Below are 23,559 nucleotides of genomic sequence, written 5' to 3'. Positions count from 1 at the left end.
CAAGGTGGTGCTCGCCGAGCCAGTTCACTCCTGCAGCTCGATGCGGCCCGACATGCCCGCTTGGTAATGCCCGGGAATGTTGCAGGCGTATTCGAGGCTATCCACATTCTTCGGAGCGGTCCAGACGAGCGTGGCGCGCTCTCCCGGGGCCAGGGTCACGGCAGGCATCTGGCCGCCGTGCTGCCCCTCGGCCATGTCGTGGCCGCCATGGCTACCATGACCTTGATCATCATGGCCACCACTCATCTGCTGCATCATGTCCCGGTGAGCCTCCTGGGCCTCGGCGTCGCCGATCACGAACTCGTGGGCTAGATTACCGGTGTTGGTGATCTCGAAGCGGATCGTTTGGCCAGGTGTAACGTCCAGTGATTCGGCATCGAACCACATGTCGCCCGCCTCGAGGCGGATGGTGCGGTCGACCTCGGCGTCGGCCGGCGCATGGGAACCACCGTGCTCGCCGGCGGCGAAGGCGGTGCCGGTGACGAGCCCCAGAGTCAGGGCCAGTAGCGTCTTGCGCATCGCGGGTACCTCTCGCGTCGTATCGGGGAGTGCCCTTTATACCCTAGCAACCTGAAACGAGACTGAAACCGGGCGTCGGCATCAAGTACCCCGCGGGGCGCTTGACCTCTGGGCGACCCAAGGGTTGTAAGCTCATAACGAAAGTTGCCAGCGTCTTCCCCTCGGGGGAGATGTCGCTCCTACCCTACGCACGACGAGGAGAACGATCATGGTCAGATACCAACACGTCATCGCCATCGCCCTGGCGGCCGGCCTCGGCATCGCCGCCAGCGGCGCCGCTTCCGCTCACGGTACGCATCAAGGTCAACATGGCGCCGGCGGCATGATGGGCTACGGCCATCAGGGTGGCATGGGGCCCGGCATGATGGGCTACGGCCAGCAGGGCGGCATGGGACCCGGCATGATGGGCTACGGCCAGCAGGGCGGCATGGGCCCCGGCATGATGGGCTACGGCCAGCAGGGCGGCATGGGCCCCGGCATGATGGGCTACGGCCAGCAGGGCGGCATGGGCCCAGGCATGATGGGCTACGGCCAGCAGGGCGGCATGGGCCCCGGCATGATGGGCTACGGCCAGCAGGGCGGCATGGGGCCCGGCATGATGGGCCAAGGCCAGGGCGGCATGGGCCCAGGCATGATGGGCTACGGCATGATGCAGGGGCTCGAGCTCGAGCCGGATCAGCGTCGCGAGATGCGTGAGCTGATGCAGCAGCACCGTCCCGCCCAGTTCGACCGCATGGGGCAGATGATGGATCTGCGCATGGCGCTGATGGAAGAGATGCATGCCGAGGCGCCGGACCCCGACGAGGTGAAGTCCCTTCATGACCAGATGGCCGAGCTGCAGGGCGCGATGATGGCGGATCGGGTGCGCCTGCATAATCAGCTGCGGGACCTGCTGACCGACGAACAGCGTCAACGGCTCCGGCAGGGTGCCTCAGGCCAGCCGCGTCAGCCATGACGCCGGCGCTTGACGGGCTCCACGGGCGATGCGGCCATCCCTTGCGCTGGATCAAGGTGGCGGATCGCCCAGTGGACTCACAATGAGGCTGCCACGACGAGGTGACACTCCCCCATGACCGCACCGGCTCGACACCCACATCCCCGACAAGGCCAGCGCCTGCTGGCGTTGCTGCTCGCGGTGCTGCTGTCGGTGGCGAGCCTCTCAGGCCACGCGGCGATGGACGCCTGCGCCGCCGATTGCACGACGACCCAGGCCGACATGCTGGCGGGGGATGACCTGGACTGCGGCGCCTGCGCGGCCGTGGCCGCGGTGCCCGTCATGGCTTCCCTGCCGGCCGCCACGCCGATCGACGCCGCCGGCCCGGCGCTGGTCGATCACGCTCTCCTGCCGGCCCGGCCCCCTCCCAGACCCTGACGCGACGCTAGCCTTGCTCGGTGCGCCGGCATCGCCGCCACCGGATCATTTCGCACTCTCGTCAGGAGTCACCTCATGATGACCACCGACTGCTTCGCCCTGATGGGCGCCATGGGCTGGATGGGCTGGCTGATGCCGCTCGCCGTCCTGCTGCTGCTGGGCCTCGGCATCGCGGCCCTCACCAAGTACCTGTTCACGTCACGCGCTTCCCGGGAGGATCGCTCATGACCCGCCTCGCTCCGCCGCTGCTGCTCTCCACCGCCTTGCTGCTGGGCGCCGGGACCGTCCAGGCCGCCCTGCCGACCCAGGCCACCCTCTACAAGAACCCGCAGTGCGCCTGCTGCGACGGCTATGCCCGGCACCTCGAGGCGCTGGGCGTCGAGGTCACGGTCGTCGACGACCGGCCGCTTGGCCAGGTCAAGGCCGACGCCGGCGTGCCCTACGGGCTCGGCTCCTGCCACACCGTCACCATGGGCGACTACGTGATCGAGGGTCACGTGCCGATGGCGGCCGTGGAACGGCTGTTCGAGGAGCGCCCGTCGATCGACGGCATCGGCCTTGCGGGCATGCCGATCGGCACCCCCGGCATGCCCGGCCCCCAGCGCTCGCCCTACGAGGTCTACCGGTTCACCGACCGGCAGGACGCGCCCTTCATGACGCTCTGACGCCCCCCTTAACGCGACGCTTAGCAGCCACCCAGCGAGATCGCCCCGCCATAGGCCGGGGCGAGTTCGTTATCGCGTTCACCAAAGGCCTCAGGCCTCGGCGGTGACCCGCCGACGGCGCCGGGCCCGCTGGATCATGCGATAGCGCGAGCGGATCTCGTCGCGCTCCATGTAGCAGCCCTGCAGCCAGCGGCGGCCGGCGCTGCCCTCGAAGGCGTCCCGGGCGTGCAGCAGGCGACGGTTGTCGAAGATCACCAGGTCCCCGGGGTGGTAGGTGAAGCGGATCGCGAAGGCCGGATCGCCCAGCAGGCGCTGCAGGGTCATCAGCGCCTCATAGGCCGGCTCGACGTCCTCGAAGGCGGTCTGCAGCGGGCCGCGCAGGAAGTCGGCGATGCGCACCTCGAGCAGTTCGCCCCGGGCGTCCAGGCGGATCATCGGCTCGAACCAGACGTAGTCGGTGGTCTTGGCGGTGTTCGCATAGCACCAGCGAACCCGGGTCAGGGTCTCCCAGGCGTCGGGATGGCGCTCGCGCAGCGCCTCGGCCACGGCGAAGCCGTCGAGCATCACCGCCTGGCCGCCTTCGACGCTGTTCTCCAGGCAGTGCAGCATCTGCAGGCCGGGGTGGTACTCGCGGGTCGGCAGGTCGGTATGCGGCGGCAGGGCGATGGAGGTGTAGGCGTTGGAGTCCGGGTCCGGCTTGGCCCGGACGTTGAACAGGCCGCCGAAGTTGGTGTCTCGGATCGGCCCGATGCGATGGGCGATGGCCTCCAGGGAACCCGGCTCGGTGGGCAGGTCGCGCAGGCGCACGAGGCCCTTGCCGAGCACGCTCGCAAGCGCCGGGGCGAGGATCGCCTCCTCGGCCTCGCTATCGGGGGCGGTGTCGAGCAGCCCGGCGGCCGAGAGGGTGTCCGGGCCGGCCTCGGGACCGCCCAGCCAGTGAGTCACCGGCACCAGCGGCGCCTCGGCGTCGTGGAGGTTGTCGTAGTCGTGGGCGCGCAGCCAGCCGGGATGGAAGCGCAGGCGGCGATCCTCCACGGCGAAGTCCACGCAGAGCGCACCGGCGGCGTCGATCTCGGCGCCCTCGACCTCCGGCCAGGCCGGCAGCGTGGAGAGGTCCAGGATGCGCTCCCGGGTCGCCGCGTTGACGGTGGTGTCGTCGGCGGCGTTCTCGCGCAGCCAGACGCTGTGGTAGCGGCTGACGCGGCCGTCGCTCCAGTGCACCGTCACCAGGCGCGGGGTGGAGGAGACACTCTCGAGGTCGGCCTCGATGGGCCAGGCGTCGTAGTCGGGGGTAAGCGGTAGCGTGGTCATGGGGTGTCTCCCGTTGGCGTTGAGCATGGCCACAGGATGACAGCCGAAACGGGGCGAGATGCGACCCGATTCGACACCCACTGTGCACGATTCGACAGTCAGCTCGGCTCGAGGCCGCGGCGCAGCTGGCTCGGCGTCACGCCATGATGGCGGCGGAAGGCACGGGTGAAGCTCGAGGCGGAGGCGAAGCCGCTGGCCAGGGCGATCTGGGTGATCGGGTGGCGTGTCTCGCGCAGCAGCCGGTGGGCATGGGCCAGGCGACGCTCCACGTAGAAGCGCTGGGGCGAGCAGGTGAGGTCCCGCTCGAAGAGGCGCTCCAGGCGGCGCCAGCCGAGCCCCAGCTCGTCGGCGAGCGCGCGGATGCTCAGCGGCGCCTCGAGGTGATCCTCCATCAGCACGATGGCGCGATGGATCAGCGGGTCGAGGCCCTGGCCCGGCAGGCCACGCTGGCGGCTCGCCGGCCGGCGTCCCTGGTGGTGGACGAGCTGATCGCGGACCCGGTCGGCCAGGTCATCGCCATGACGCCGCCGGATCAGGTCCAGGCTCATGTCGATGGCCGCGCTGCCGCCGGCGCAGGAGAAGCCGCTCGGCGTGACCTCGAAGACCGACTCCACCGCCTCGATCTCTGGGAAGCGCTCGCGAAACTCCGGCAGGCTCTCCCAGTGCAGGGTCACCGTCTGGTCGGCGAGCAGGTCGGCGGCGGCCAGCACGAAGCAGCCGGTGTCCATGCCGCCCAGGGTGACGCCTTGGGCGGCCCGCTCGCGCAGCCACTCGAGCAGCGCGGCGTCGATGGCGGCGTCCGGCGCGAAGCTCGCGCACACCGCCAGGCTCGGCGCCATCGGCACGTCATCCAGGCTGCAGTCGGCCGCCAGGGTCATGCCGTTGGAGGCCTCCACCGGCCCGCCGTCGCGGCTGATCAGGTCCCACTGGAAGAGCGTCTGCCCGCTGATGCGGTTGGCGATACGCAGCGGCTCGATGGCCGAGAAGAAGGCCACCATGGCGAAGCGCGGCAGCAGCAGGAAACCGAGACGCTCCGGGATGGACGAGGGAGGCTGGAGTCGCATGGAGCACCTGGGCGAGGAGTGGGCCGGCATCGAGCGCCGATTGTAGGCGGCCGGGACGGTGCAACGGAAGCGGCCGAGATACCCGGGGGTATCTCGGCCGCCTTCATCGACCCGCGCGAGGACGCGGCGTCGGGTCACTGGCGCTGGGTCGCCCCGATGCGGCGACGCGACTCGCGAAACAGCGAGACCAGCACGCCGGCGGTCATCACCAGGATCACCACGCTCAGCGGCAGGGCCGCGGCGATCAGCGCGGTCTGCAGCGCCTTGAGGCCGCCGGCCATCAACAGTGTCGCGGCCACCAGGCCGATCACCACGCCCCAGAACACGCGGAAGCGCTTCGGCGGCTCCTCGTTGCCCAACGACAGGATGGTGGTCAGCACCAGGGTGCCGGAGTCCGACGAGGTGACGAACCAGCTCATCAGCAGGAACACCATCAGCGCAGAGAGCACCCAGCCGAAGGCCCCGGTGCCGGCGATGCCGTCGGCGCTGGCGAACAGTGCGGCCGGCAGGTTCCAGGCGTTGACCAGTTCGATGATCCCGCCGCTGCCCGGGCCGCCGGCGGCGGTGAGCTCCTGGTGCAGGGCGTTGCCGCCGAAGATGATCAGCCAGACGAAGATGATCATCGTCGGCACCAGCAGCACGCCGAGCACGAATTCACGCAGGGTGCGGCCGCGGGAGATGCGCGCGATGAAGATGCCGACGAACGGCGCCCAGGCCAGCCACCAGCCCCAGTAGAAGATGGTCCAGCCCTGCTGCCACTCGGTCGTGCCGGGATCGTCGGCGAACCACAGCCCCATGGGGATGAAGTTGAGGGCGTAGTCGAGAACGGTCTCGCCGAAGGTGCTGACCAGCCACAGGGTCGGCCCGCCGATCAGGAAGGTCGCGACCACGGCCACCGAGACCCAGATGTTCATCTCCGAGATGATCTTGATGCCGCGCTGGACCCCGGAGACCGCCGAGATGACCGACACCGCCGAGATGACGGCGATCAGCACCAGCTGGGTATTGAGCCCCGGGTCGGTGCCGACCAGGCGCTCCAGACCCACGGCCATCTGGCTGACGCCGAGCCCCAGCGAGGTGGCGACGCCGAACACGCAGCCGAGCACGCCGAGGATGTCCACCGCGTGGCCGATGGGGCCGAAGATGCGCTCGCCGATGAACGGATAGAGCGCCGAGCGCAGCGCCAGGGGCAGCCCCTTGCGGTAGGCGAAGTAGGCCAGCGACATGCCGACGATCACGTAGATCGCCCAGCCGTGCAGTCCCCAGTGGAACACCGAGACGCGCAGCGCATCGATGGCCCGCTCGTGGTTCATGGCGGCGGCGCCGGCCATGTCGGCGTGGGGGTTGTTGGGGTAGCCGAAGGCGCCGGTGTTGTCGAAGTAGAAGACCGGCTCGGCGACGCCGAAGAACAGGATGCCGATGCCGATGCCGGCGGAGAACAGCATCGAGAACCAGGCGAAGTTGCTGAAGTCGGGTCGGCTGTCGTCGGGGCCCAGGCGCACGCCACCGTGGCGGCTGAGCACGATGTAGCCGCACACCGCCAGCAGGATCATCACGGTGATCAGGTAGTAGCCGCTGAAGGTGGTCTCGATCCAGGCGCGGGTGGTGCCGAACAGGCCGCCGGCGAGCTCCGGCATCACGCCGGTGAAGAGCACGAAGCCGAGCACCAGCAGCGCAGCGGTGATGGTCATGCCCTTGTGCATGCCGCTGAAGAAGCCGTCCTGGGAGAGCTCGGTGACCATGTAGTCGGTCGAAGTCTCGACCTCATGGCTGGCACGGCGTGTCGGCGGGGTGGGGGGAGTTGGAGTAGCGATGACGTCGTCCTCTTGAGCCGGGCCTCGGGCCGGCGATCCCGTAAACCGCCCGGCGTCGGCCGGGCGGTACCTCGTTATTGTTCTCGGCGTCCATGTTCTTGGCGTAACGGCCGAAGCCGTTCAGCGCTTGGGCGGCAGCCCGATGCGACGGCCGGCGAGTTCCGGCCACTCGCTCTCGGCGGCGGCGGGCAGCGTCTCGATGACGCCGGCCACGGCCTCCGGGAAGGGGGCCGGGCGACCGGCATCGCTGTCGATGCCCATCAGCATCTGCTCGCTGGTGGCCAGCAGCGTGCCCTCGCGGTCGTGCATGGTGAAGAAGACGTGCAGGCGCTTGGCGTCACGCGCCAGCACCGTCACCTCGACCGACAGCGGCTGGCCCTCGTGGGCCTCGCGACGGTAGCAGAGGTGCGTCTCCAGGGTGTAGATCGTGTAGCCATGGCGCGCCCTTCCGGCCTCGTCGAGGCCAATGGCGTCCATCAGCGCCTCCACGCCCAGCGAGAACACCCGCGCGTACTCGGCATCGTTCATGTGGCCGTTGTAGTCGACCCACTCCGGGGCGACACGGATCTCCATCAGCGCCATCAGATGCGCCCCTCCAGGCCTTCGGCCTCGGGCCAGTACTTCTGCACCAGGTCGAGCAGCTCGACCAGGAAGTCGTCGCGGCGGCGATCGAGCTCGGCGACCGGACGATCGGCGGCCTGGTACTCGCAGCCCTCGACCACCTTGTCGATCAGCTCATCGGTGAGCTCCGGGGCCTCGAGCTTGGTCCAGGGCAGCTTCAGCGCCGGACCAAACTGCTCGAGCATGTGACGCATGCCCTGCTCGCCGCCGGCCAGGTGGAAGGTCAGGAAGGTACCCATCAGCGACCAGCGCAGGCCGCAGCCGTAGACCACGGCGGCATCGATCTCCTCGGTGGTGGCGACGCCGTCGTTGACCAGGTGCAGCGCCTCGCGCCACAGCGCCTCCATCAGGCGATCGGCGATATGGCCCTCGATCTCGCGACGCACCACCAGCGGGCGCATGGCCAGGTCCTGGTAGAGCGCCTGGGCCCGCTCGATCTGGTGGGGCTCGGTGGCCTCGCCGCCGACCAGCTCGACCAGCGGCAGCAGATAGACCGGGTTGAAGGGGTGAGCGACGATCACCCGCCCCGGGACCCAGGTGCAGTCGCGCTGCAGGTCGCTGGGCTTGAAGCCCGAGGTGGAGGAGCCGACGATCGTGCCCGGGGCGGCGGCGGCATCGATGGCGGCGAGGATCTCGCGCTTGAGCTCGAGGCGCTCGGGCACGTTCTCCTGGACCAGGTCGGCGCCGGCCACGGCTTCCTCGAGGCTCGCGACGAAGGTCAGTCGCGCCGGGTCGGCGCCCTCGGCGAGGCCCAGCTTCTCGAGGGACGGCCAGGCGTTGGCGACGAAGCTGCGGGTGCGCTCGGCGGCGCCCTCGGCCGGGTCGAAGGCGACCACGTCCCAGCCGCGGGCCAGGGCCCGGGCGATCCAGCCGTTACCGATGACGCCGGTGCCGATGACGGTCAGCTGCTGGCTCATGCCTCACCTCCCACGGCTGTCTCGACGGTCAGGCCAGTGTTCGGGTCGCGCAGCTTGAGGTGCGCGCGGGTCTCGGCCGGGGTCATGATGCGACCGCCGAGGTTCTCGATGATGGTGCCGGCCTTCTCGACCAGGCCGCCGTTGGTGGCCATCACGCCCTTCTCGAGGTAGAGGTTGTCCTCCAGGCCGACCCGGGCGTGGCCGCCGAGCAGCATCGCCTGGGCGACCATCGGCATCTGGTGGCGGCCGATGCCGAAGGCGGCCCAGTTGGCGTTCTCCGGCAGCTTGTTGCGCATCGCCAGCATGGTCTCGGGGTCGGCCTCGGCGCCCCAGGGAATGCCCAGGCAGAGCTGAAACAGCGGGTCGCCGTCGAGCAGGCCTTCCTGCTGCAGCTGGCGGGCGAACCAGACGTGGCCCAGGTCGAAGCACTCGAGCTCGGGCTTGACGCCGGCGGCCTGCACCAGGCGGGCGTGCTCGCGCAGCCAGTCGGCGGTGTTGACGTAGACCATGTCGCCGAAGTTGAGGCTGCCGCAGTCCAGGGTGCAGAGCTCGGGCAGCAGCTCGCCCACCGGGGCATGGCGCTCGGCCGGGGTCTGGATGTCGGTGCCCGGGCCGCCGCGGGTCGGATCCTCGACGTCCGGCACCCAGTCGCCGCCGCCGCCGGCGGTGATGTTCATGACGATGTCGACGTCGGCCTCGCGGACGCGCTCCATCACCTCGCGGAAGTGCTCGGTGGAGTGGCTGATGCCGCCGGTCTCGGGGTCGCGCACGTGGATGTGGGCGACGCTGGCGCCGGCGCGGGCGGCCTCGATGCAGTTGTCGGCGATCTGCTGCGGCGTGACCGGGACATTGGGGTTCTTGCCGGCGGTATCGCCGGCACCGGTGACGGCGCAGGTCAGGATGACGTTGCGGTTCATGGTCGACCTCCTGGGGTTCTCGGATGGGAATGGCGACAGTGTGGGGGTATCCTGCCCGCTTGATTCGACGCAAAACGACCTTAAATACACACAAGGCGACATCACCACCCGAATCGTCGCCTTTCGACACGAGCCAGCGGCCGCGAATTCGGCAGCGCGCGCGTCCCTCCCGTAGAATTGGTCCCGTCGCGACGGCGCCTCGCCGCGTGCCGCTCGTCGACGCCGAGCGAGTGCGAACGACGGTCCGCGAGGATCGCGTGCGGCCAGACTCAGCCATCACTGACACCGAGCCACCCCATCACGGAGCGCCGCATGGCAGCACGGAAAGGCCCCAAGTCCTACGTCGTCTGGGTCGGGCGACAGACCGGTATCTTCAGCACCTGGGACGAGTGCAGTCGCCAGGTGAAGGGCTATCCCAAGGCCCGCTACAAGTCCTTCCCCTCCCGCGAGGAGGCCGAGGCCGCCTTCGCCAAGGGGCCGGGTGGCGCCGCCCCGGCGCGCACGCCCCGGACGTCGAGCGCCTCCGCCACGAAGGCCGCCAGCGGTGCCGCGCGGCGCACCAAAACGGCGCCTGCCCGCGACGAGCCGGCCCAGCGCTTCGATACCGAGATCTACTGCGACGGCGCCTGCGAGCCCAACCCCGGCGATGCCGGCTCGGGCATGGTGGTCTACCGCCAGGGGGTGCTCGCCGAGCTCTGGTACGGGCTGCACAACCCCCAGGGCACCAACAACACCGCCGAGCTGAACGCCTTCCACCAGGCGCTGCGGGTGGCCGAGCAGGAGATCGCCCGGGGTGCCTCGGTGCGCATCCACTGCGACTCCACCTACACCATCAACGCCATCACCAAGTGGGCCGGCGGCTGGAAGAAGCGCGGCTGGAAGAAGGCCGACGGCCAGGCGATCAAGAACCCGGAGATCATCCAGCCGACCCACGCCCTCTACGAGCGCCTCAAGGCGAAGGTCGCCATCGCCCACGTCAAGGGCCACGCCGGGGTCGAGGGCAACGAGCTGGCCGACCGGATGGCGATGTACGGCGCCGACCAGCGGGAGCCCGCCTTCACGCGCTACCAGGGCAACCAGGACGTGGCCGAGGTGCTCAGGCTCAAGCGGGGCTGAACGGCGCCGTCGAGGCGAGCCGCGCGGCGATCGCTCCCGGTAACGAAAAAGGGCCTGCGACGATGTCGCAGGCCCTTTCGATTGCCTACCGGTCGGGCTGGCGCACCTACTCGGCCGTGGCCAGCAGGCTGGCGTTGCCGCCGGCGGCGGTGGTGTCGATACAGAGGTGACGCTCCACCGCGTAGCGCTCCGGCGCGATGACCTGGGTCTCCAACGGCACGATGGCTCCCTCGCGCTCGGCGAGCGCGAGGCGCAGCGCGCGGGTCCAGTCGCCGGTGCCGGCGGCGGCCACCGCCACGATGCCCTCGACGGCGGTCAGCGTGTCGGCCGAGACGCGGCCGTCGAGCCCGGCGACCGGTGCTCCGGCACGCTCGAGCGGCTGCACGGCCTCGGCCGCCCCCGGCGCGACAATCAGCGCCGGACAGCCGGCGCCGAGCGCCTGCACCGCCTGGGCGACGGCGATCTCCAGCGTCGGGCCGAGGCACAGCACCGGCCCCTTGGGATACATCGCCAGCCGGTTGCTCTCCCCGGTCGGCCCCGGCAGCGTCTGCGGCGTCATGTCCAGGGACGCGGCCTCGGCCAGCGCCTTGCGGACCACGCCGCGCTGGCCGGAAAGCGCCCGGCGCAGCACCTCGACCCGATCGGGTCGCGCCGCCCAGTTGCGCGGGTCGAGCCCGTCGAGGGCCGACTGGAGCTCACCGAGCGACACGGTATCACCGCTGGGTGCCTCAACGCGCTCGGCCTCGGCGGTGCGGCGAAAGCGGGTGACGTAGAGCGGCCCGCCGGCCTTGGGGCCGGTGCCCGAGAGCCCCTCGCCGCCGAAGGGCTGGGAGCCGACGATGGCGCCGATCTGGTTGCGGTTCACATAGACGTTGCCGACGTGGATCCGCTCGACGATCTGCTGCACGCGATCGTCGATGCGGGTGTGCAGGCCGAAGGTCAGGCCGTAGCCCCGGGCGTTGATCCCATCGACCACCTCGTCGATCTCCCGCGCCTTGAAGGTGGCCACGTGCAGCACCGGCCCGAAGATCTCGCGCTCCAGATCCTCGATGCCGCCGACCTCGACCACCGCCGGGGTGACGAAGGTGCCGACGTCCGGCGCCGGCAGGGTCTTGAGCAGCTTGCCGGCCTTGCGGGCCGCCTCCACGTAGGCGGTGATATCGGCCTGAGCCTCGGCGTCGATCACCGGCGAGACGTCGGTGTCGGTATTCCAGGGATCGCCGATCACCAGCGCGTCCATGGCGCCGTCGAGCATGGTCAAGAGCCGCTCGCGCGCCTCCTCCTGGACGTAGAGCATGCGCAGCGCCGAGCAGCGCTGGCCCGCCGACTGGAAGGAGGAGATCAGGATGTCGCGCACTGCCTGCTCGGTCAGGGCGCTGGAGTCCACGATCATGGCGTTGAGACCGCCGGTCTCGGCGATCAGGACCGCGTCCGGGCCGGCGTTCTGGGCCAGCGCCTTGTGGATGATCTGCGCCACCTCGGTGGAGCCGGTGAAGCAGACACCGGCGATGCGCGGATCGCTGGTCAAGGGGCCGCCCACCGTCGGGCCGTCACCGGGCAGCAGCTGCAGCGCCGCCTCGGGCAGGCCGGCCTCGCGCATCAGCTCGACGGCCCGGGCGGCGATCAGCGGGGTCTGCTCGGCGGGCTTGGCGAGCACCGCGTTGCCGGCCCCCAGGGCGGCGGCGATCTGGCCGGTGAAGATGGCCAGCGGGAAGTTCCACGGGCTGATGCAGACGAAGATGCCGCGGGCGCTGCCGGGCTCCTCGGCCTCGAGCCGCTCGCTCTCGTTGGCGTAGTAGCGCAGGAAGTCCACCGCCTCGCGCACCTCGGCGATGCCGTCGAACATCATCTTGCCGGCCTCGCGGGTGGCGATCACGGTCAGCTCGGCGATGTGCTCCTCGTACAGATCCGCGGTGCGGCGCAGCACCGCGGCGCGCTCGGCGACCGGCCGTGACGACCACTCCTTGAAGCCATCCTCGGCAGCGTCCAGCGCGGCCGCCACCTCCTCCTTGGTCGCCTCATGCACCTGGCCGACCACCCGGGAGGTGTCGGCAGGAGAGAGCGCATCGCGCGCCTTGCCCTGGGGCGCCGGGCCGCCGGCGAGCATCGGCCCCGCCGTCCAGGTGGTGTCGGCGAAGGCCTCGCGGGCCTCGATCAGCGGCAGGATCGAGGCCGGCTCATTGATCCGGTAGCCCCGGGAGTTCTTGCGCTCGGGGGCGAACAGCTCACCGGGCTGGCGAATCGACGGGCTGGCGATGGCGTCGCCCAGGCGCTCGAGCTCGGCCACCGGATCCTTGGAGACCTCGCTCGGCGGGATGGTGTCGTCCACCACCTGGTTGACGAACGAGGAGTTCGCGCCGTTCTCCAGCAGGCGACGCACCAGGTAGGCCAGCAGGTCGCGGTGCGCGCCGACCGGGGCATAGATGCGGCAGTGGGTGCCCTCCGACTGCTTGACGATGTGGTGCAGCGACTCGCCCATGCCGTGCAGGCGCTGGAACTCGTAGCTCTCCTTGTCGTCGCCCCCCATGGCGATGATGGCGGCGCAGGTGTGGGCGTTATGGGTCGCGAACTGCGGGTAGATGCGATCGCGCCGCTCGAGCAGCATCCTGGCGCAGGCCATGTAGCTGACGTCGGTGTTGACCTTGCGGGTGAAGACCGGGAAGGTCTCGACGCCCATCTCCTGGGCCAGCTTGATCTCGGTGTCCCAGTAGGCGCCCTTGACCAGCCGCACCATGATCTTGCGGTCGTAGCGCTCGGCCATCTCGTGCAGGGCCTCGATCGTCGGTGCGGCGCGGCGTCCGTAGGCCTGGACCACGATCCCGAAGCCGTCCCAGCCGTCGAGGCTGGGATCGGACATCAGTTCCTCGATCACGTCCAGCGACAGGTCCAGGCGGTCCTGCTCCTCGGCATCGATGTTGAAGCCGATGTTGGCCTTTGCCGCCTGCTTCACCAGTTCCCGCGCGCGGGGCACGAGGTCGCTCATCACGGTGTCGCGATGGGTGTACTCGTAGCGCGGATGCAGCGCCGAGAGCTTCACCGAGATACCGGGGCTGCCGCGCACGTCACCCTTGGCCTGCTTGGCGATGGCGGCGATCGCCGTGGCGTAGGCCTCGTGATAGCGCAGTGCATCGTCGTCGGTGCGCGCCGCCTCGCCCAGCATGTCGTAGGAGTAGGTGTAGCCCTGCTTCTCGAGCTCACGGGCGTTCTTCATGCCCTCGTCGATGGTCTGGCCGAGCACGAACTGGCGGCCGAGGATCTTCATCGACTGGCCCACCGCGGTGCGCACCACCGGCTCGCCCATGCGGCGCACCAGGCCACGCAGCGCGCGCACCGGCCCCTTGGGATCGTCGTCGAGCACCTTGCCGGTCAGCATCAGCGCCCAGGTCGAGGCGTTGACCATCGACGAGGAGGACTTGCCGAGGTGCGCGCCCCAGTCGGAGGGCTCGATCTTGTCGTGGATCAGGTCGTCGATGGTCTCGGCATCGGGCACCCGCAGCAGCGCCTCGGCCAGGCACATCAGGCCGACACCCTCCGCGGTGGAGAGCCCGTACTCGGCCAGGAACGACTCCATCATGCTCGGCGAGGTCTCCTTGCGCACCCGTGCCACGTAGTTGGCGCCGGCCTCGGCCACCCGTCGGCGCTCCTCGGCCGACAGCTCGATACGCCCGACGAGCTCCTTGAGCACCTCGGCCTCGTCGGCCGCATAGTGGGCGCGAATCCGCTGGCGCAGCTCGCTCACGTTGCCTTGCGGCTGAAAGTTGGCTTCATTCATGCAGGGTCCCCCTAGCGACGCGCATCGCATCGTCGAAGTGTGATCTCGGATGCCGTCGTCGTTATCGAAAGTCATTCATCTAGCGTAGGCGCCCCGGCCGGGGTTGCACCCACCCGCTTCGGTCACGCAATAAACGGTGGCCCACAGGAACCCGACGGCAGTGGCGCTAGGCCGGGCAGTGGCCGGTCTCCTGACGCCTTCCCCGACGCCGCGAAAAGCGTGTCACGCGGTAGGGAGCGAGGTCCAGGGCCGGGGCTTCACCGGCCATTCGCGCGGCCAGAAGCTCCGCGGTGACCGCCGCCTGGGTCAGGCCCAGGTGCTGGTGGCCGAAGGCGAAGTGCACCCCGGCATGGTCCGGATGGGTATCGATCACCGGCAGGGAATCGGGCAGGGTCGGCCGGAAGCCCATCCACTCCTCGGCGGTGTCGTCGAGACCCGCGGGGTCACGCAGCAACGCCTCGGCATGGCGGCGCAGCGATCCATAGCGGCGCCTGATCGGGGCCAGCGAGAGCCCGCCGAGCTCGGTGAAGCCGACCACCCTCAGACCGCAGTCCATGGGCGTCATCACGCAGCGGCGCTCCGCCGAGCCCACCGGCTGGCGCAGCGCCTGGCCTCGCGCCGGCAGCGTCAGGTGATAGCCCCGCTCGGTCTCCAGCGGAATCGACAGGCCGAGCCCGGCGGCGAGCCGGTGGCTCCAGGCCCCGGCCGCGACCACCGCCTGACCGGCCATGACCGGCCCCTGGTCGGTGTGCAGCCGCACGCCCTCGCCCCGGGGCTCGAGCCGCGCCACCCGGGCCTGGCACAGCGTCCCGCCGCGCGCCACGAAGGCCTCGGCGAGGCGCGTTACCAGGGCGTGTGGGTCGCGTACCTGGTGGCCGCCGGGGCAGAAGAGCCCGTGGCTCAGCGCCCCGGTCAGCCCCGGCTCACGCTCGCGAAGCGCCTCCGCCTCGAGCCACTCCACCTCGTGTCCCCAATGGCGCAGGTGCGCCATCTGGGCCCGGGCCCTGGCCCGCCCCGCGGGGGACTCCCAGACCAGCAGGTAGCCCGAGGCGACCAGTTCCTCCTCGGCACCGATATCGGCCAGGCAGCGCCGCCAGGCGGCCACCGCCACGCCATTGAGGGCCGCCAGGGCCTCGCGCCCTTGCGTGACCCGAGTAGGACGGGCGGCCGCGGCGAACCGCGCCAGCCAGGGTGTGAGCCTCGGCAGGTAGCGGAGCGGCAGGGCCAGCGCCCCGTGGGGGTCGAGCAGCAGGCGTGGCGCCAGGCGCAGGGTGGCCGGCGTCGCCAGCGGGTCGATCAGCTCGGTGGCGAGGAAGCCGGCATTGCCGTAGGAGGCCCCGCTTCCCGGCGCCTCCGGGTCCAGCACGGTGACCTCGAAGCCCTGGCGCTGCAGGGCCAGCGCGGTGGTCATGCCCACCACGCCGGCGCCCACTACGGCGACCCGGGAGCGAGGGTCGAGGCCGTCCATCAGCGAGCCTCCCCCGGGGCGATGGCCGCCTCCGATGTCGCTTCGACCGGCTCGGCGCGTTTGGAGAACCAGCCGAGCTGGGCATAGAGGATGCCGATCAGCGGCGACAGCCAGCAGGCAAAAGCCAGCGGGATGTACAGCAGGTCGGTGAAGTCGCCGGACGTCACCGCCAGTCCCAGCGCGCCCATCACGAAGGCGCCGCCCGCGTTCCAGGGCACCAGCGGCGAGACCAGGGTGCCGCCCTCCTCGATGGCCCGGGCCAGGTTGAGACGCGAGTAGCCGATCTTGTCGTAGGCGGGCTTGTACATGCGACCCGGCAAAGCGATGGACAGGTAGACGTCACCGGACGCCACGTTGGTGGCGATGGAGGTCAGGATGGCGCTGGTCTGCAGGCCGCGAAAGCTCTTGATACGCTTCATGATGGCGGCAACGATCGCCTCCAGACAGCGGGTGCGCTCCAGAGCACCGCCGAAGGCCAGGGCGAACATCATCAGGGTGACCACCCAGGTCATGGACGTGACGCCGCCGCGATTGAGCAGGCTGTCCAGGGTCGCGGTACCGGTCTCGATGACATAGCCGCTGTGGGCAAACGTCAGCGCCTCGTGGATACTCGCGCCCTGGGTGAGGATGGCGACGCCGCCGCCGAGCATCACCCCGGTGAACAGTGCGGGGATCGGCGCCACCTTGAAGAAGGCCAGGCCGATGACCACCACCAGCGGCAGCAGCTGCCACACGCCCATGGTGAAGCTCGCGGCCAGCCCCTGCTTGATGACCTCGATGCGTGTCAGCGAGTCTGTGCTTCCCGCCTCGGCCCCCCCGACGAGCAGATAGATCGCCAGGGCGATCAGCATCGCCGGAACGGTGGTCGGCAGCATGTAGCGGATATGGTCGAAGATGTTGGTCTCCGTGACCGCGGGGGTGAGGTTGGTGGTATCGGACAGCGGCGAGATCTTGTCGCCGAAGAAGGCCCCGGAGACCACGGCACCGGCGGTCCAGTAGATGGGCACGCCGAAGGCATCGCCGATGCCGATCAGCGCCAGGCCCACGGTGCCGACGGTGGTCCAGGAGGAGCCGATGGACAGCGAGACCATCGAGCACATCAGCATGGCGGCGGCCAGGAACCAGCTCGGCTCGATCAGATCCAGGCCCAGGTAGATCAGCATCGGCACGGTGCCGCTGGCGATCCAGGTCCCCACCAGCATGCCGACGATGATCAGGGTGGCGATGGACGGCATGGCCACGTGCAGCACCTGGAAGGCGCCCGATTCGATGTCCTTCCAGCGATAGCCTTGCAGCCAGCCGACCAGCGCGGTGATGCCGAAGCCGATGGCCAGGGGGATGTGCGGGGTGAAGTCGTCGTAGTAGAAGATCTGCACACCGAGCAGCGCGATGGTCAACACGATGGGGATGAGGGCCAGGGGTAGCCCCGGCATCGGAATGGTCGGTGCCTGATACGTCGTCATGTCGTGCGCTCCTGGGCAGGCTCGAGCCTGCCCTGTTGTCGTTGTGTCACAGGAGTCGGGGAGAGGCGGGGAACCGCCTCGTACTCAGCGTTTCTCGGCGCAGCGCTCGTAGGCCAGGATGGCGGCGGCGAGATCCTCCACCGAGGCGCCCACCGACTTGAAGACGGTGATCGCCTGGTCGGGCTCCTCGAGGGCGGCGCGGCCGGCGTGGCGCTTGCCGCACAGATCGGGGAAGTCGGCGAGGATGTCCGCCTCCGCGATCACCCCGGTCTTCAGCGGCTCGATCAGGTCGCCGGTCTCGCTCATCGCGCCCTCGCGGGTATCGACGAAGACCGCGCCGCGGCGCATCACCGCGTCGTCGGCCTCACGCATGAAGGGCGTGAAGCTGCCGACCAGATCCAGGTGAGTGCCCGGGGTCAGCCACTCACCCTCGATCAAGGGATCGCGACTCAGGGTGGCGCAGCTGATGATGTCGGCGCTGGCGGCAGCGGCGGCCAGCCCATCCGCCGGAACCGCCTGGGCATCGAGGCCCTCGGCCTGGAGCTCGTCGGCCAGGGCCTGTGCCGAGGCCGCGTGAATGTCCCAGATGCGCACCCGCTCGAGGGGCCGCATGGCTCGGTGTGCCGGGATCAGACGACGCGCCATGCGCCCGGCGCCGACCATCAGCAACTCGCGGGCATCCTCGCGGGCCAGGTAGCGGGCGGCCAGGGCCGAGGCCGCCGCCGTCCGCCGCGAGGTCAGCTCGTTGGCGTCGAACTGCGCCAGATGATGTCCGGTGCGCGCGCAGCTCAGCAGGTAATGGCCGGTGAGACCGGGCAAGCCCCGGGCGCTGTTGCCGGGAAAGACATTGACCTGCTTGACGCCCAGGTACCGCCCCTCGATCCAGGCCGGCATCAGCAGCAGGGTCGCGTCCGGGTCACCGGGCACCTGCAGATGATGGTGGTGGCGCACCGGCGAGTGCACGGTACGGGTGAAGATGTCGTCCAGGGCGTCCACCAAGGCGCCCCAGGGCAGCGCCTGGGTCACTTGCTCGGCATCGAGATACATGTCAACCTCATTTCAACTGTGCTTGTCAGGCCAGTCTACGAGGCGCATCTCCCGGTCTCTTGATCCTGTCTCCGCAAGCGTTGTCCCAGGCTCCGCTATTGCCCCGCTCCCGAGGGGGCTTCATGACTCAGACCCAGGTCCACTGCAACCGCATCGCCCGTTCCTCCGGCGAACACTGCCACGAGCATCACCAGCTGATGCTGGGGTGGCGGGGTGCCATGGACTACGAGTTCACGCGAGGTAGCGAGCGGCTGGTGCTCGGTCAGGCGGCCATCCTGCCCCACCGCGAACCGCACACCTACCTGGGCCGCCAGGACGACAGCGAGGTGCTGGTGATCGACCTCGATGGCGACGACCCCTGCCTGGCCGCCCTGGAACAGAGCTGTTCCCTGGCGCTGCGCGAGTCGCTGTTCGCCGAGGCCCGAGCGCTCAGCCTGCCCCCGACCCTACTGCCGATGGTCGAGTTCGCCACCGAGCGGCTCAAGGCCGCACACACCGCCGAACAGCGCACCCTGGTCAACCACCAGCTGGCGGTGCTCTTCGTCAGCCAGTTCTGTCAGCTGCTCGCCCAGGACACTCTCGAGGCGACCCGGCGCAGCCGACTCTCCGCCTCGGCCCTCGACGCCTTCATCGACGAGCGCCTGGCCCGGCCGCCGGACAACCCGGCGCTGGCCGAGGCGATGCACCTCGGCCAGAGCCAGCTGCACCTGCTGTGCCAACGCCAGTTCGGCCTGACCCCGCAGCAGTACGTGATGAACCGGCGCCTGCAGTGGGCGCGCTACTGGCTGTGCCAGACCCGCCGCCCGGTGGGCGACATCGCACTCGACCTGGGCTTCGCCGACGTCTCGAGTTTCTCGCGGGCCTATCGGCGCCGGGCGGGTCGCTCGCCCAGTGAGGAGCGAAGGTCGCGCTGAACGCCATCGCCGGGGTGACGGCTCTCGCGCGTGGGCCGGGCCGGCAACGACCTAGGTGTCGTCGACCGAGAGCGGACGATGCTCGGCGAGAAAGTCGATGAGCGATTCGAGCGGCATCGGACGGGCGAAGTGATAGCCCTGGAAGAGATCGCAGCCATGGGCCTTCAGCAGGTAGTGCTGCTGCTCGTGCTCGATGCCCTCGGCGACCACCTTGAGCCCGAGATGATGGGCCATGGAGATGATGCCCTGGATGATCGCCGCGTCCTCCGCGCTGTCGGCGACCCCGCAGACGAAGCTGCGATCGATCTTGACCCGGTCGATGGGCAGGTTCTTGAGGTAGCTGAGGCTGGAGAAGCCGGTGCCGAAGTCATCGATGGCGACGCCCACGCCCATCGCCCTGAGGGCGTGCAGGGTCTCGATGGCGCCTTCGGTATCGTTCATCAGCACGCCCTCGGTCAGCTCCAGCGACAGCTGGGGAGCCGGCAGCCCGGTCACCGCCAGGGTCTCGCGCAGATTGCCGAGAAAGCTCGCGCGGTGAAACTGCAGCGGCGAGAGGTTGACCGCGACGTTCAGAGTGCCCTGTCCCACCCGGTCGAGCTGACGCAGATCCTGGCAGGCCCTGGACAGCACCCACTCGCTGATCGGGATGATCTGTCCGGTCTCCTCGGCCAGGGGAATGAACTGGGCGGGCGAGACATAGCCGCGCAGGGGGTGGGGCCAGCGCAGCAGCGCCTCCACGCCCGCCACTTTCCCCTCGCGATCGATCAGCGGCTGATAGTGGAGCTCGAAGGCACGCGTCTCGATCGCCTCCTGGAGGTCGTTGCGCAGCGTCACGCGATCGCCCATCCGGTGGATGATCTCCGGGGTGAACCACTGGCAGGCATTCCGCCCCTGCTGCTTGGCGCGATACATGGCCATGTCGGCCTGCTGGATGAGTTCGAGGGGCTGCTCAACCTCGGCACCACTGACGGCGATGCCGATGCTGCACGACAGCGAGAGCTCGTTCTCGCCGACCCGATAGGGCCGGGCCACGATCGACAGCAGGCGCTCGGCGACCTCCTTCGCCTCGGCGGGGTCGTGAAGGTCCGGCAGCAGCGCCACGAACTCGTCGCCACCCAGGCGCGCCAGGGTATCGCCCGGCCGCATCGCCGCCGACAGGCGCTGCGCGACCCCGCGCAGCAGCTCATCACCCACGGCATGCCCAAGGCTGTCGTTGATCGGCTTGAACTCATCGAGGTCGAGGAAGAGCACCGCCAGTCGCTTGCCCTGGCGCCTGGCCAGCTCGACGTCGTGCATCAGCCGATCCTCGAGCAGCGTCCGGTTAGCCAGCCCCGTCAGGGCATCGTGACCGGCGTGATAGGCCAGATGCGACTCATAGGCCTTCTGCTCGGAGATGTCGTGCTGGATACCCACGTAGTGGGTCACGAATCCCTGCTCGTCGCGCACCGGGGAGATATAGAGATCGTTCCAGAACGGCGTACCGTCCTTGCGATAGTTGCAGAGGGTGACGTGTACCTCGCGCTGTTGCGCCAGCTCACGGCGAATCTTATGCACCGCCGCCGGGTCGGTCTCGCTGCCCTGCAGGAAACGCGCATTGCGCCCGATCAACTCTTCCCGGGCATAGCCCGTCATGCGCTGGAAGGCGTCGTTGGCATAGATGATCGGCAGGCCGGGCACGCCCGCATCGGCGATCAGCACGCCGTTGACGCTGGCCTCCACGCCGCGCTCCAGGATCCTCAGCCGCGTCTCGTGCTCCCGCCGCTGGGTGACGTCCTTGGCGATGCCATAGACCCCGATGATGCGCTCATCGACCACCACCGGCAGCGTGCTGAGATCCAGCCGGCGCAGCGTGCCGTCGCGATGGGGCACCTGCAGCTCGTAGCGGCAGGGCTCTCCGGCCCCCGTGAGCTCGAATTTCTGCTGCACCGCCGCCAGATCGTCCGGCTGGAGGAATTCGGAAAAGTGAGTGCCCCGTAGCGCCTCGATGGAGTAGCCGGTCAGGTCGGCGCAGTGATCGTTGGCGGTGACGAAGTGACCCTGCAGGTCCATGGAGAACACCGCATCCGGATTGTAGGTGAACAATGACCGATAGCGCTGCTCGCTCTCCCACAGCGATCGCCGATCCTGCGCGCGCTCCATGGCCAGGGCCACCAGGTCCACGGCCTGGACGATGCGCTCGAGCTCGTGGCTGCCCGGCGCCGCCGGGCGTCGGTAGTAGGTGGCGAAGGTGCCCAGCAGCCGACCATCGCGGGCAATCACCGGGTAGGACCAGCAGGCCCTGAGCCCCTCGCTTTCCGCCAGGTCATAAAATCCTTCCCATCGGGGGTCGCGGGCGAGGTCCTTGCAGACCACCAGCTCACGGCGGTGGGCGGAGCTTCCGCAGGCGCCGATGTCCGCGCCGATGGGCACCGAGGCGATCGCCTGTCGGTATATCTCCGACAGCCGATCGCCCGCGACCAGGTGCAGCCGGCGCCCTTCGAGATCGGCCTGCATAATCGAGCAGATCCCCCCCTGCAGCTGGGCCTCGAGCATCCGGCAGATGGCCTCGAGCGTCTGGTCGAGCGGCGCCTCCTCGACGATCATCGCCTGAATGCGCTGCTGCTGCTCGAGCTGCTCCCGTGCCGCCACCAGGTCCCGTGAGCGCCCCACCACCAGGCGCACCATGCCCAGGCTGAAGACCAGCAGGTAACTCAGCGTCAGCCCGCCCATGGCCACGGCCGACGGCACCATGCCGGCCTGCAGCCCGCCCATCCCGGGCCAGGCATGCACGGAGGGACTGAGCATGGTCCCACCGGGCAGGCCGATATGGCGTGCTGCCAGGGTAGGCGCGCCGGCCATATCGCCCGCGACTCGGCCAGGGCCGGCCAGGGCGGTCAGCAGCTCGCCGTCGCGGGCGAGGCTCAACTGGAAATCGCCCAGCTGGACACGCAGCTCGCGATCCAGGAGGGTCGCCATGTCCAGCACGGCCACCAGCTGCTGATCGCGGCTCGGGATGGCGATCGCCAGGATCGCCAGGCCCGGCTCCGCCTCATCGGGCACCATCATGTGAGGTTCGGGAAAGGAGAGACTCAACCAGTCGCCGACGCGGGCGTCCTGCATCCAGCGCATCAGCCAGCGCCGCGCCGCATCGTTGCGCGACTGCTGCCAGCGCCAGTCGTGGCGATGCTCCAGCAGGCCGATGACCTCGAGGCTCGTGATATCACGCAGATAATGGGCCGCATCTTGGATCGGTCCGGCCGTGTCACGCTCCTCGGCGGACGCGTCCAGGCGCTCGGCCATGCGCTGCATCTGCTGCAGGTAGGAGTGCATCAGCTGGTCGGCATTGAGGCGCACGCTATCGAGCAGATACTCCGCCTGCTGGTGAACCCGCTGCTGCTGTTGGCCGCTGAGCAGATACCAGGCCAGGCTGCTGACCAGAATCCCGACCAGGCCGGCCATGATCGCGGTGCGGCCCAGTTCGAGGGGCGAGGCGTTTCCCCGGGCGCTGACCGCCAGCATGGCGGCGCCATACAGCAGCGAGAACGGTGCCACCAGCCAGGGAGAGGCGGTCAGCTCCTGCAGGCCCCAGCCCCCGGCGGGGGCGAGAAGCCTCACGACGAGCACCAGGAGTCCATAGGCGAGCAGCAGCAGTCCCACCATCTGCCAGAGCCGCCGCCGTCCGGGCCGCCCGAGCCCTGCCGAGAGGCAAAGAGCCGTCATCGCCATCATCGCGGCCGACCAGGAGGAGAGGCGCGCACCGCCCGACAGCCAGGAGACACCCGCCTGATTACCCCCGAGCAGGGCGTTGTGCGAGAGCGTGTAGAGCATCATCGCCAGCAGCGCGATACCGGCCGCGAGGCGCACTCGCCGCCACTGCTGCACCGCGGCCAGCAGGCCGCCGCCGCCGAGCAGGATGGCCAGGGCGGCATCCGGGGTCAGCAGGGTCGGCACGGGGGCATGCCACCACTGCACCAACCCGACCAGACCCATCAGCACGAAGGCCGCCGAGACCATCAGCAGCCAGCTGTCCAGGGCGATATCGCGGGTCTTGAAGGGCATGGTGGTGTGCTCCCTGCACGTGGGCAACGGCTGACCTGGAGTGGCGTCCTCCATTGTCACCCGGTCCAGAAGGCTCAGAGGATGAGGGGATTCGCGTCGGGGCACCAGCCATGGGGCCTCATTCATTGGGCGAAGACACACCGAGCCCTCTGCTTCTCCACCTCAGGCTATCGGCCACCGTCGCCACAACTTGACGGCAATCGACCCGACGAGCGCCTCTCGGGCGGACGATAGGCCAACACTCATGCAGGAATGCCATCACGATGAAACCGGCCTCAGGACACGCCCAGCCGCTGAATCGCGCAGAAGCGTCCGGCCTCGGTGAAGGTGAGCCGAAAGCGGCCATGCACACCGTCGCGGGTCACCACCCGCCTGAGTGCCTCGGCGGGAAACACCACCCGGCGGCCGTCCAGGCTGCGAGTCTGCACCTGAGCCACCTGCCCGGTGTAGTGCGCCAGGCAGGCCTCGTAGGAAAGCTCGATCACTACGTCGATACTGGGCATGAGGGTTCCGCTGGCGTGTCGCTCCAACCATGTTAGCT

Annotated in this window: 19 protein-coding genes; 6 read left to right on the top strand and 13 right to left on the bottom strand. The window is 69.4% G+C overall.

The features are described 5' to 3' along the window. Positions 1-24: 24 nt before the first annotated feature. On the bottom strand, positions 25-519 hold the full coding sequence (locus ACGTNG_RS08260; RefSeq protein WP_394576534.1) for a cupredoxin domain-containing protein: 495 nt from the start codon (positions 517-519) through the stop codon (positions 25-27). Positions 520-727: 208 nt separating this feature from the next. Between ACGTNG_RS08260 and ACGTNG_RS08255 the strand changes: the two genes are divergently transcribed. The 4 genes from ACGTNG_RS08255 (at position 728) to ACGTNG_RS08240 (ending at position 2,556) form a co-directional block, all read left to right on the top strand. Further along, complete coding sequence (locus ACGTNG_RS08255) at positions 728-1,474, top strand: Spy/CpxP family protein refolding chaperone (RefSeq protein WP_394576533.1); 747 nt, start codon at positions 728-730, stop codon at positions 1,472-1,474. Positions 1,475-1,588: 114 nt separating this feature from the next. Next, entirely contained in the window at positions 1,589-1,891 is a 303-nt protein-coding gene (locus ACGTNG_RS08250) for a hypothetical protein (protein WP_394576532.1), read from the top strand. 75 nt (positions 1,892-1,966) lie between these two features. Beyond that, positions 1,967-2,119, top strand: a complete 153-nt coding sequence (locus ACGTNG_RS08245; RefSeq protein ID WP_394576531.1) for a hypothetical protein — start codon at positions 1,967-1,969, stop codon at positions 2,117-2,119. Next, entirely contained in the window at positions 2,116-2,556 is a 441-nt protein-coding gene (locus ACGTNG_RS08240; protein ID WP_394576530.1) for a DUF411 domain-containing protein, read from the top strand. The genes ACGTNG_RS08245 and ACGTNG_RS08240 overlap by 4 nt, the downstream gene beginning before the upstream one ends. A gap of 90 nt (positions 2,557-2,646) precedes the next feature. Here ACGTNG_RS08240 and ACGTNG_RS08235 read toward each other — a convergent pair whose 3' ends face one another. The 6 genes from ACGTNG_RS08235 to ACGTNG_RS08210 all read right to left on the bottom strand — a co-directional run bounded on the left by ACGTNG_RS08235 (position 2,647) and on the right by ACGTNG_RS08210 (position 9,200). After that, positions 2,647-3,867, bottom strand: a complete 1,221-nt coding sequence (locus ACGTNG_RS08235; protein WP_394576529.1) for a TauD/TfdA family dioxygenase — start codon at positions 3,865-3,867, stop codon at positions 2,647-2,649. Positions 3,868-3,965: 98 nt separating this feature from the next. Continuing rightward, positions 3,966-4,931, bottom strand: coding sequence for a GlxA family transcriptional regulator (locus ACGTNG_RS08230; protein ID WP_394576528.1), 966 nt, complete (start codon positions 4,929-4,931; stop codon positions 3,966-3,968). 134 nt (positions 4,932-5,065) lie between these two features. Next, positions 5,066-6,673, bottom strand: coding sequence for a BCCT family transporter (locus tag ACGTNG_RS08225; protein ID WP_394576527.1), 1,608 nt, complete (start codon positions 6,671-6,673; stop codon positions 5,066-5,068). A 192-nt stretch (positions 6,674-6,865) separates the two neighbouring features. Further along, complete coding sequence (locus tag ACGTNG_RS08220; RefSeq protein ID WP_394576526.1) at positions 6,866-7,327, bottom strand: thioesterase family protein; 462 nt, start codon at positions 7,325-7,327, stop codon at positions 6,866-6,868. Beyond that, on the bottom strand, positions 7,327-8,283 hold the full coding sequence (locus ACGTNG_RS08215) for an L-carnitine dehydrogenase (RefSeq protein ID WP_394576525.1): 957 nt from the start codon (positions 8,281-8,283) through the stop codon (positions 7,327-7,329). The genes ACGTNG_RS08220 and ACGTNG_RS08215 overlap by 1 nt, the downstream gene beginning before the upstream one ends. Next, entirely contained in the window at positions 8,280-9,200 is a 921-nt protein-coding gene (locus tag ACGTNG_RS08210; RefSeq protein WP_394576524.1) for a beta-keto acid cleavage family enzyme, read from the bottom strand. The genes ACGTNG_RS08215 and ACGTNG_RS08210 overlap by 4 nt, the downstream gene beginning before the upstream one ends. A gap of 312 nt (positions 9,201-9,512) precedes the next feature. Here ACGTNG_RS08210 and ACGTNG_RS08205 point away from each other — a divergent pair, with 312 nt between their 5' ends. Continuing rightward, positions 9,513-10,316, top strand: a complete 804-nt coding sequence (locus ACGTNG_RS08205; protein ID WP_394576523.1) for a ribonuclease H family protein — start codon at positions 9,513-9,515, stop codon at positions 10,314-10,316. Between the two features lie 106 nt (positions 10,317-10,422). On the opposite strand, the gene putA is transcribed toward ACGTNG_RS08205, so the two are convergent. From putA to lhpI, 4 genes are all read right to left on the bottom strand, one after another. Further along, positions 10,423-14,088: a bifunctional proline dehydrogenase/L-glutamate gamma-semialdehyde dehydrogenase PutA gene (gene putA / locus ACGTNG_RS08200; protein ID WP_394576522.1), complete on the bottom strand. Its 3,666-nt coding sequence runs from the start codon at positions 14,086-14,088 to the stop codon at positions 10,423-10,425. Positions 14,089-14,254: 166 nt separating this feature from the next. Next, complete coding sequence (locus ACGTNG_RS08195) at positions 14,255-15,556, bottom strand: NAD(P)/FAD-dependent oxidoreductase (RefSeq protein WP_394576521.1); 1,302 nt, start codon at positions 15,554-15,556, stop codon at positions 14,255-14,257. After that, positions 15,556-17,019: a Na+/H+ antiporter NhaC gene (gene nhaC, locus ACGTNG_RS08190; protein ID WP_394576520.1), complete on the bottom strand. Its 1,464-nt coding sequence runs from the start codon at positions 17,017-17,019 to the stop codon at positions 15,556-15,558. Before nhaC ends, ACGTNG_RS08195 begins: the two co-directional genes overlap by 1 nt. Before the next feature lie 84 nt (positions 17,020-17,103). Then, complete coding sequence (gene lhpI, locus ACGTNG_RS08185; protein WP_394576519.1) at positions 17,104-18,066, bottom strand: bifunctional Delta(1)-pyrroline-2-carboxylate/Delta(1)-piperideine-2-carboxylate reductase; 963 nt, start codon at positions 18,064-18,066, stop codon at positions 17,104-17,106. Positions 18,067-18,188: 122 nt separating this feature from the next. Here lhpI and ACGTNG_RS08180 point away from each other — a divergent pair, with 122 nt between their 5' ends. After that, a complete protein-coding gene (locus tag ACGTNG_RS08180; protein WP_394576518.1) occupies positions 18,189-18,980 on the top strand; it encodes a helix-turn-helix transcriptional regulator in 792 nt (263 codons plus the stop codon). Between the two features lie 51 nt (positions 18,981-19,031). Here ACGTNG_RS08180 and ACGTNG_RS08175 read toward each other — a convergent pair whose 3' ends face one another. Together ACGTNG_RS08175 and ACGTNG_RS08170 are read right to left on the bottom strand one after the other, a co-directional pair. After that, positions 19,032-23,018 carry an EAL domain-containing protein gene (locus ACGTNG_RS08175; protein ID WP_394576517.1) on the bottom strand — a complete coding sequence of 1,329 codons (3,987 nt, stop codon included), beginning with the start codon at positions 23,016-23,018 and terminating at the stop codon, positions 19,032-19,034. Between the two features lie 275 nt (positions 23,019-23,293). Continuing rightward, on the bottom strand, positions 23,294-23,521 hold the full coding sequence (locus ACGTNG_RS08170; protein WP_394576516.1) for a DUF2835 domain-containing protein: 228 nt from the start codon (positions 23,519-23,521) through the stop codon (positions 23,294-23,296). Positions 23,522-23,559: the final 38 nt, after the last annotated feature.

This window comes from Halomonas sp. B23F22_3, from assembly GCF_043496965.1.
GTDB lineage: Bacteria > Pseudomonadota > Gammaproteobacteria > Pseudomonadales > Halomonadaceae > Halomonas.
The sequence above is the reverse complement of the archived record's forward strand: the minus strand, read 5'-3'. Positions and strand labels throughout refer to the sequence as shown.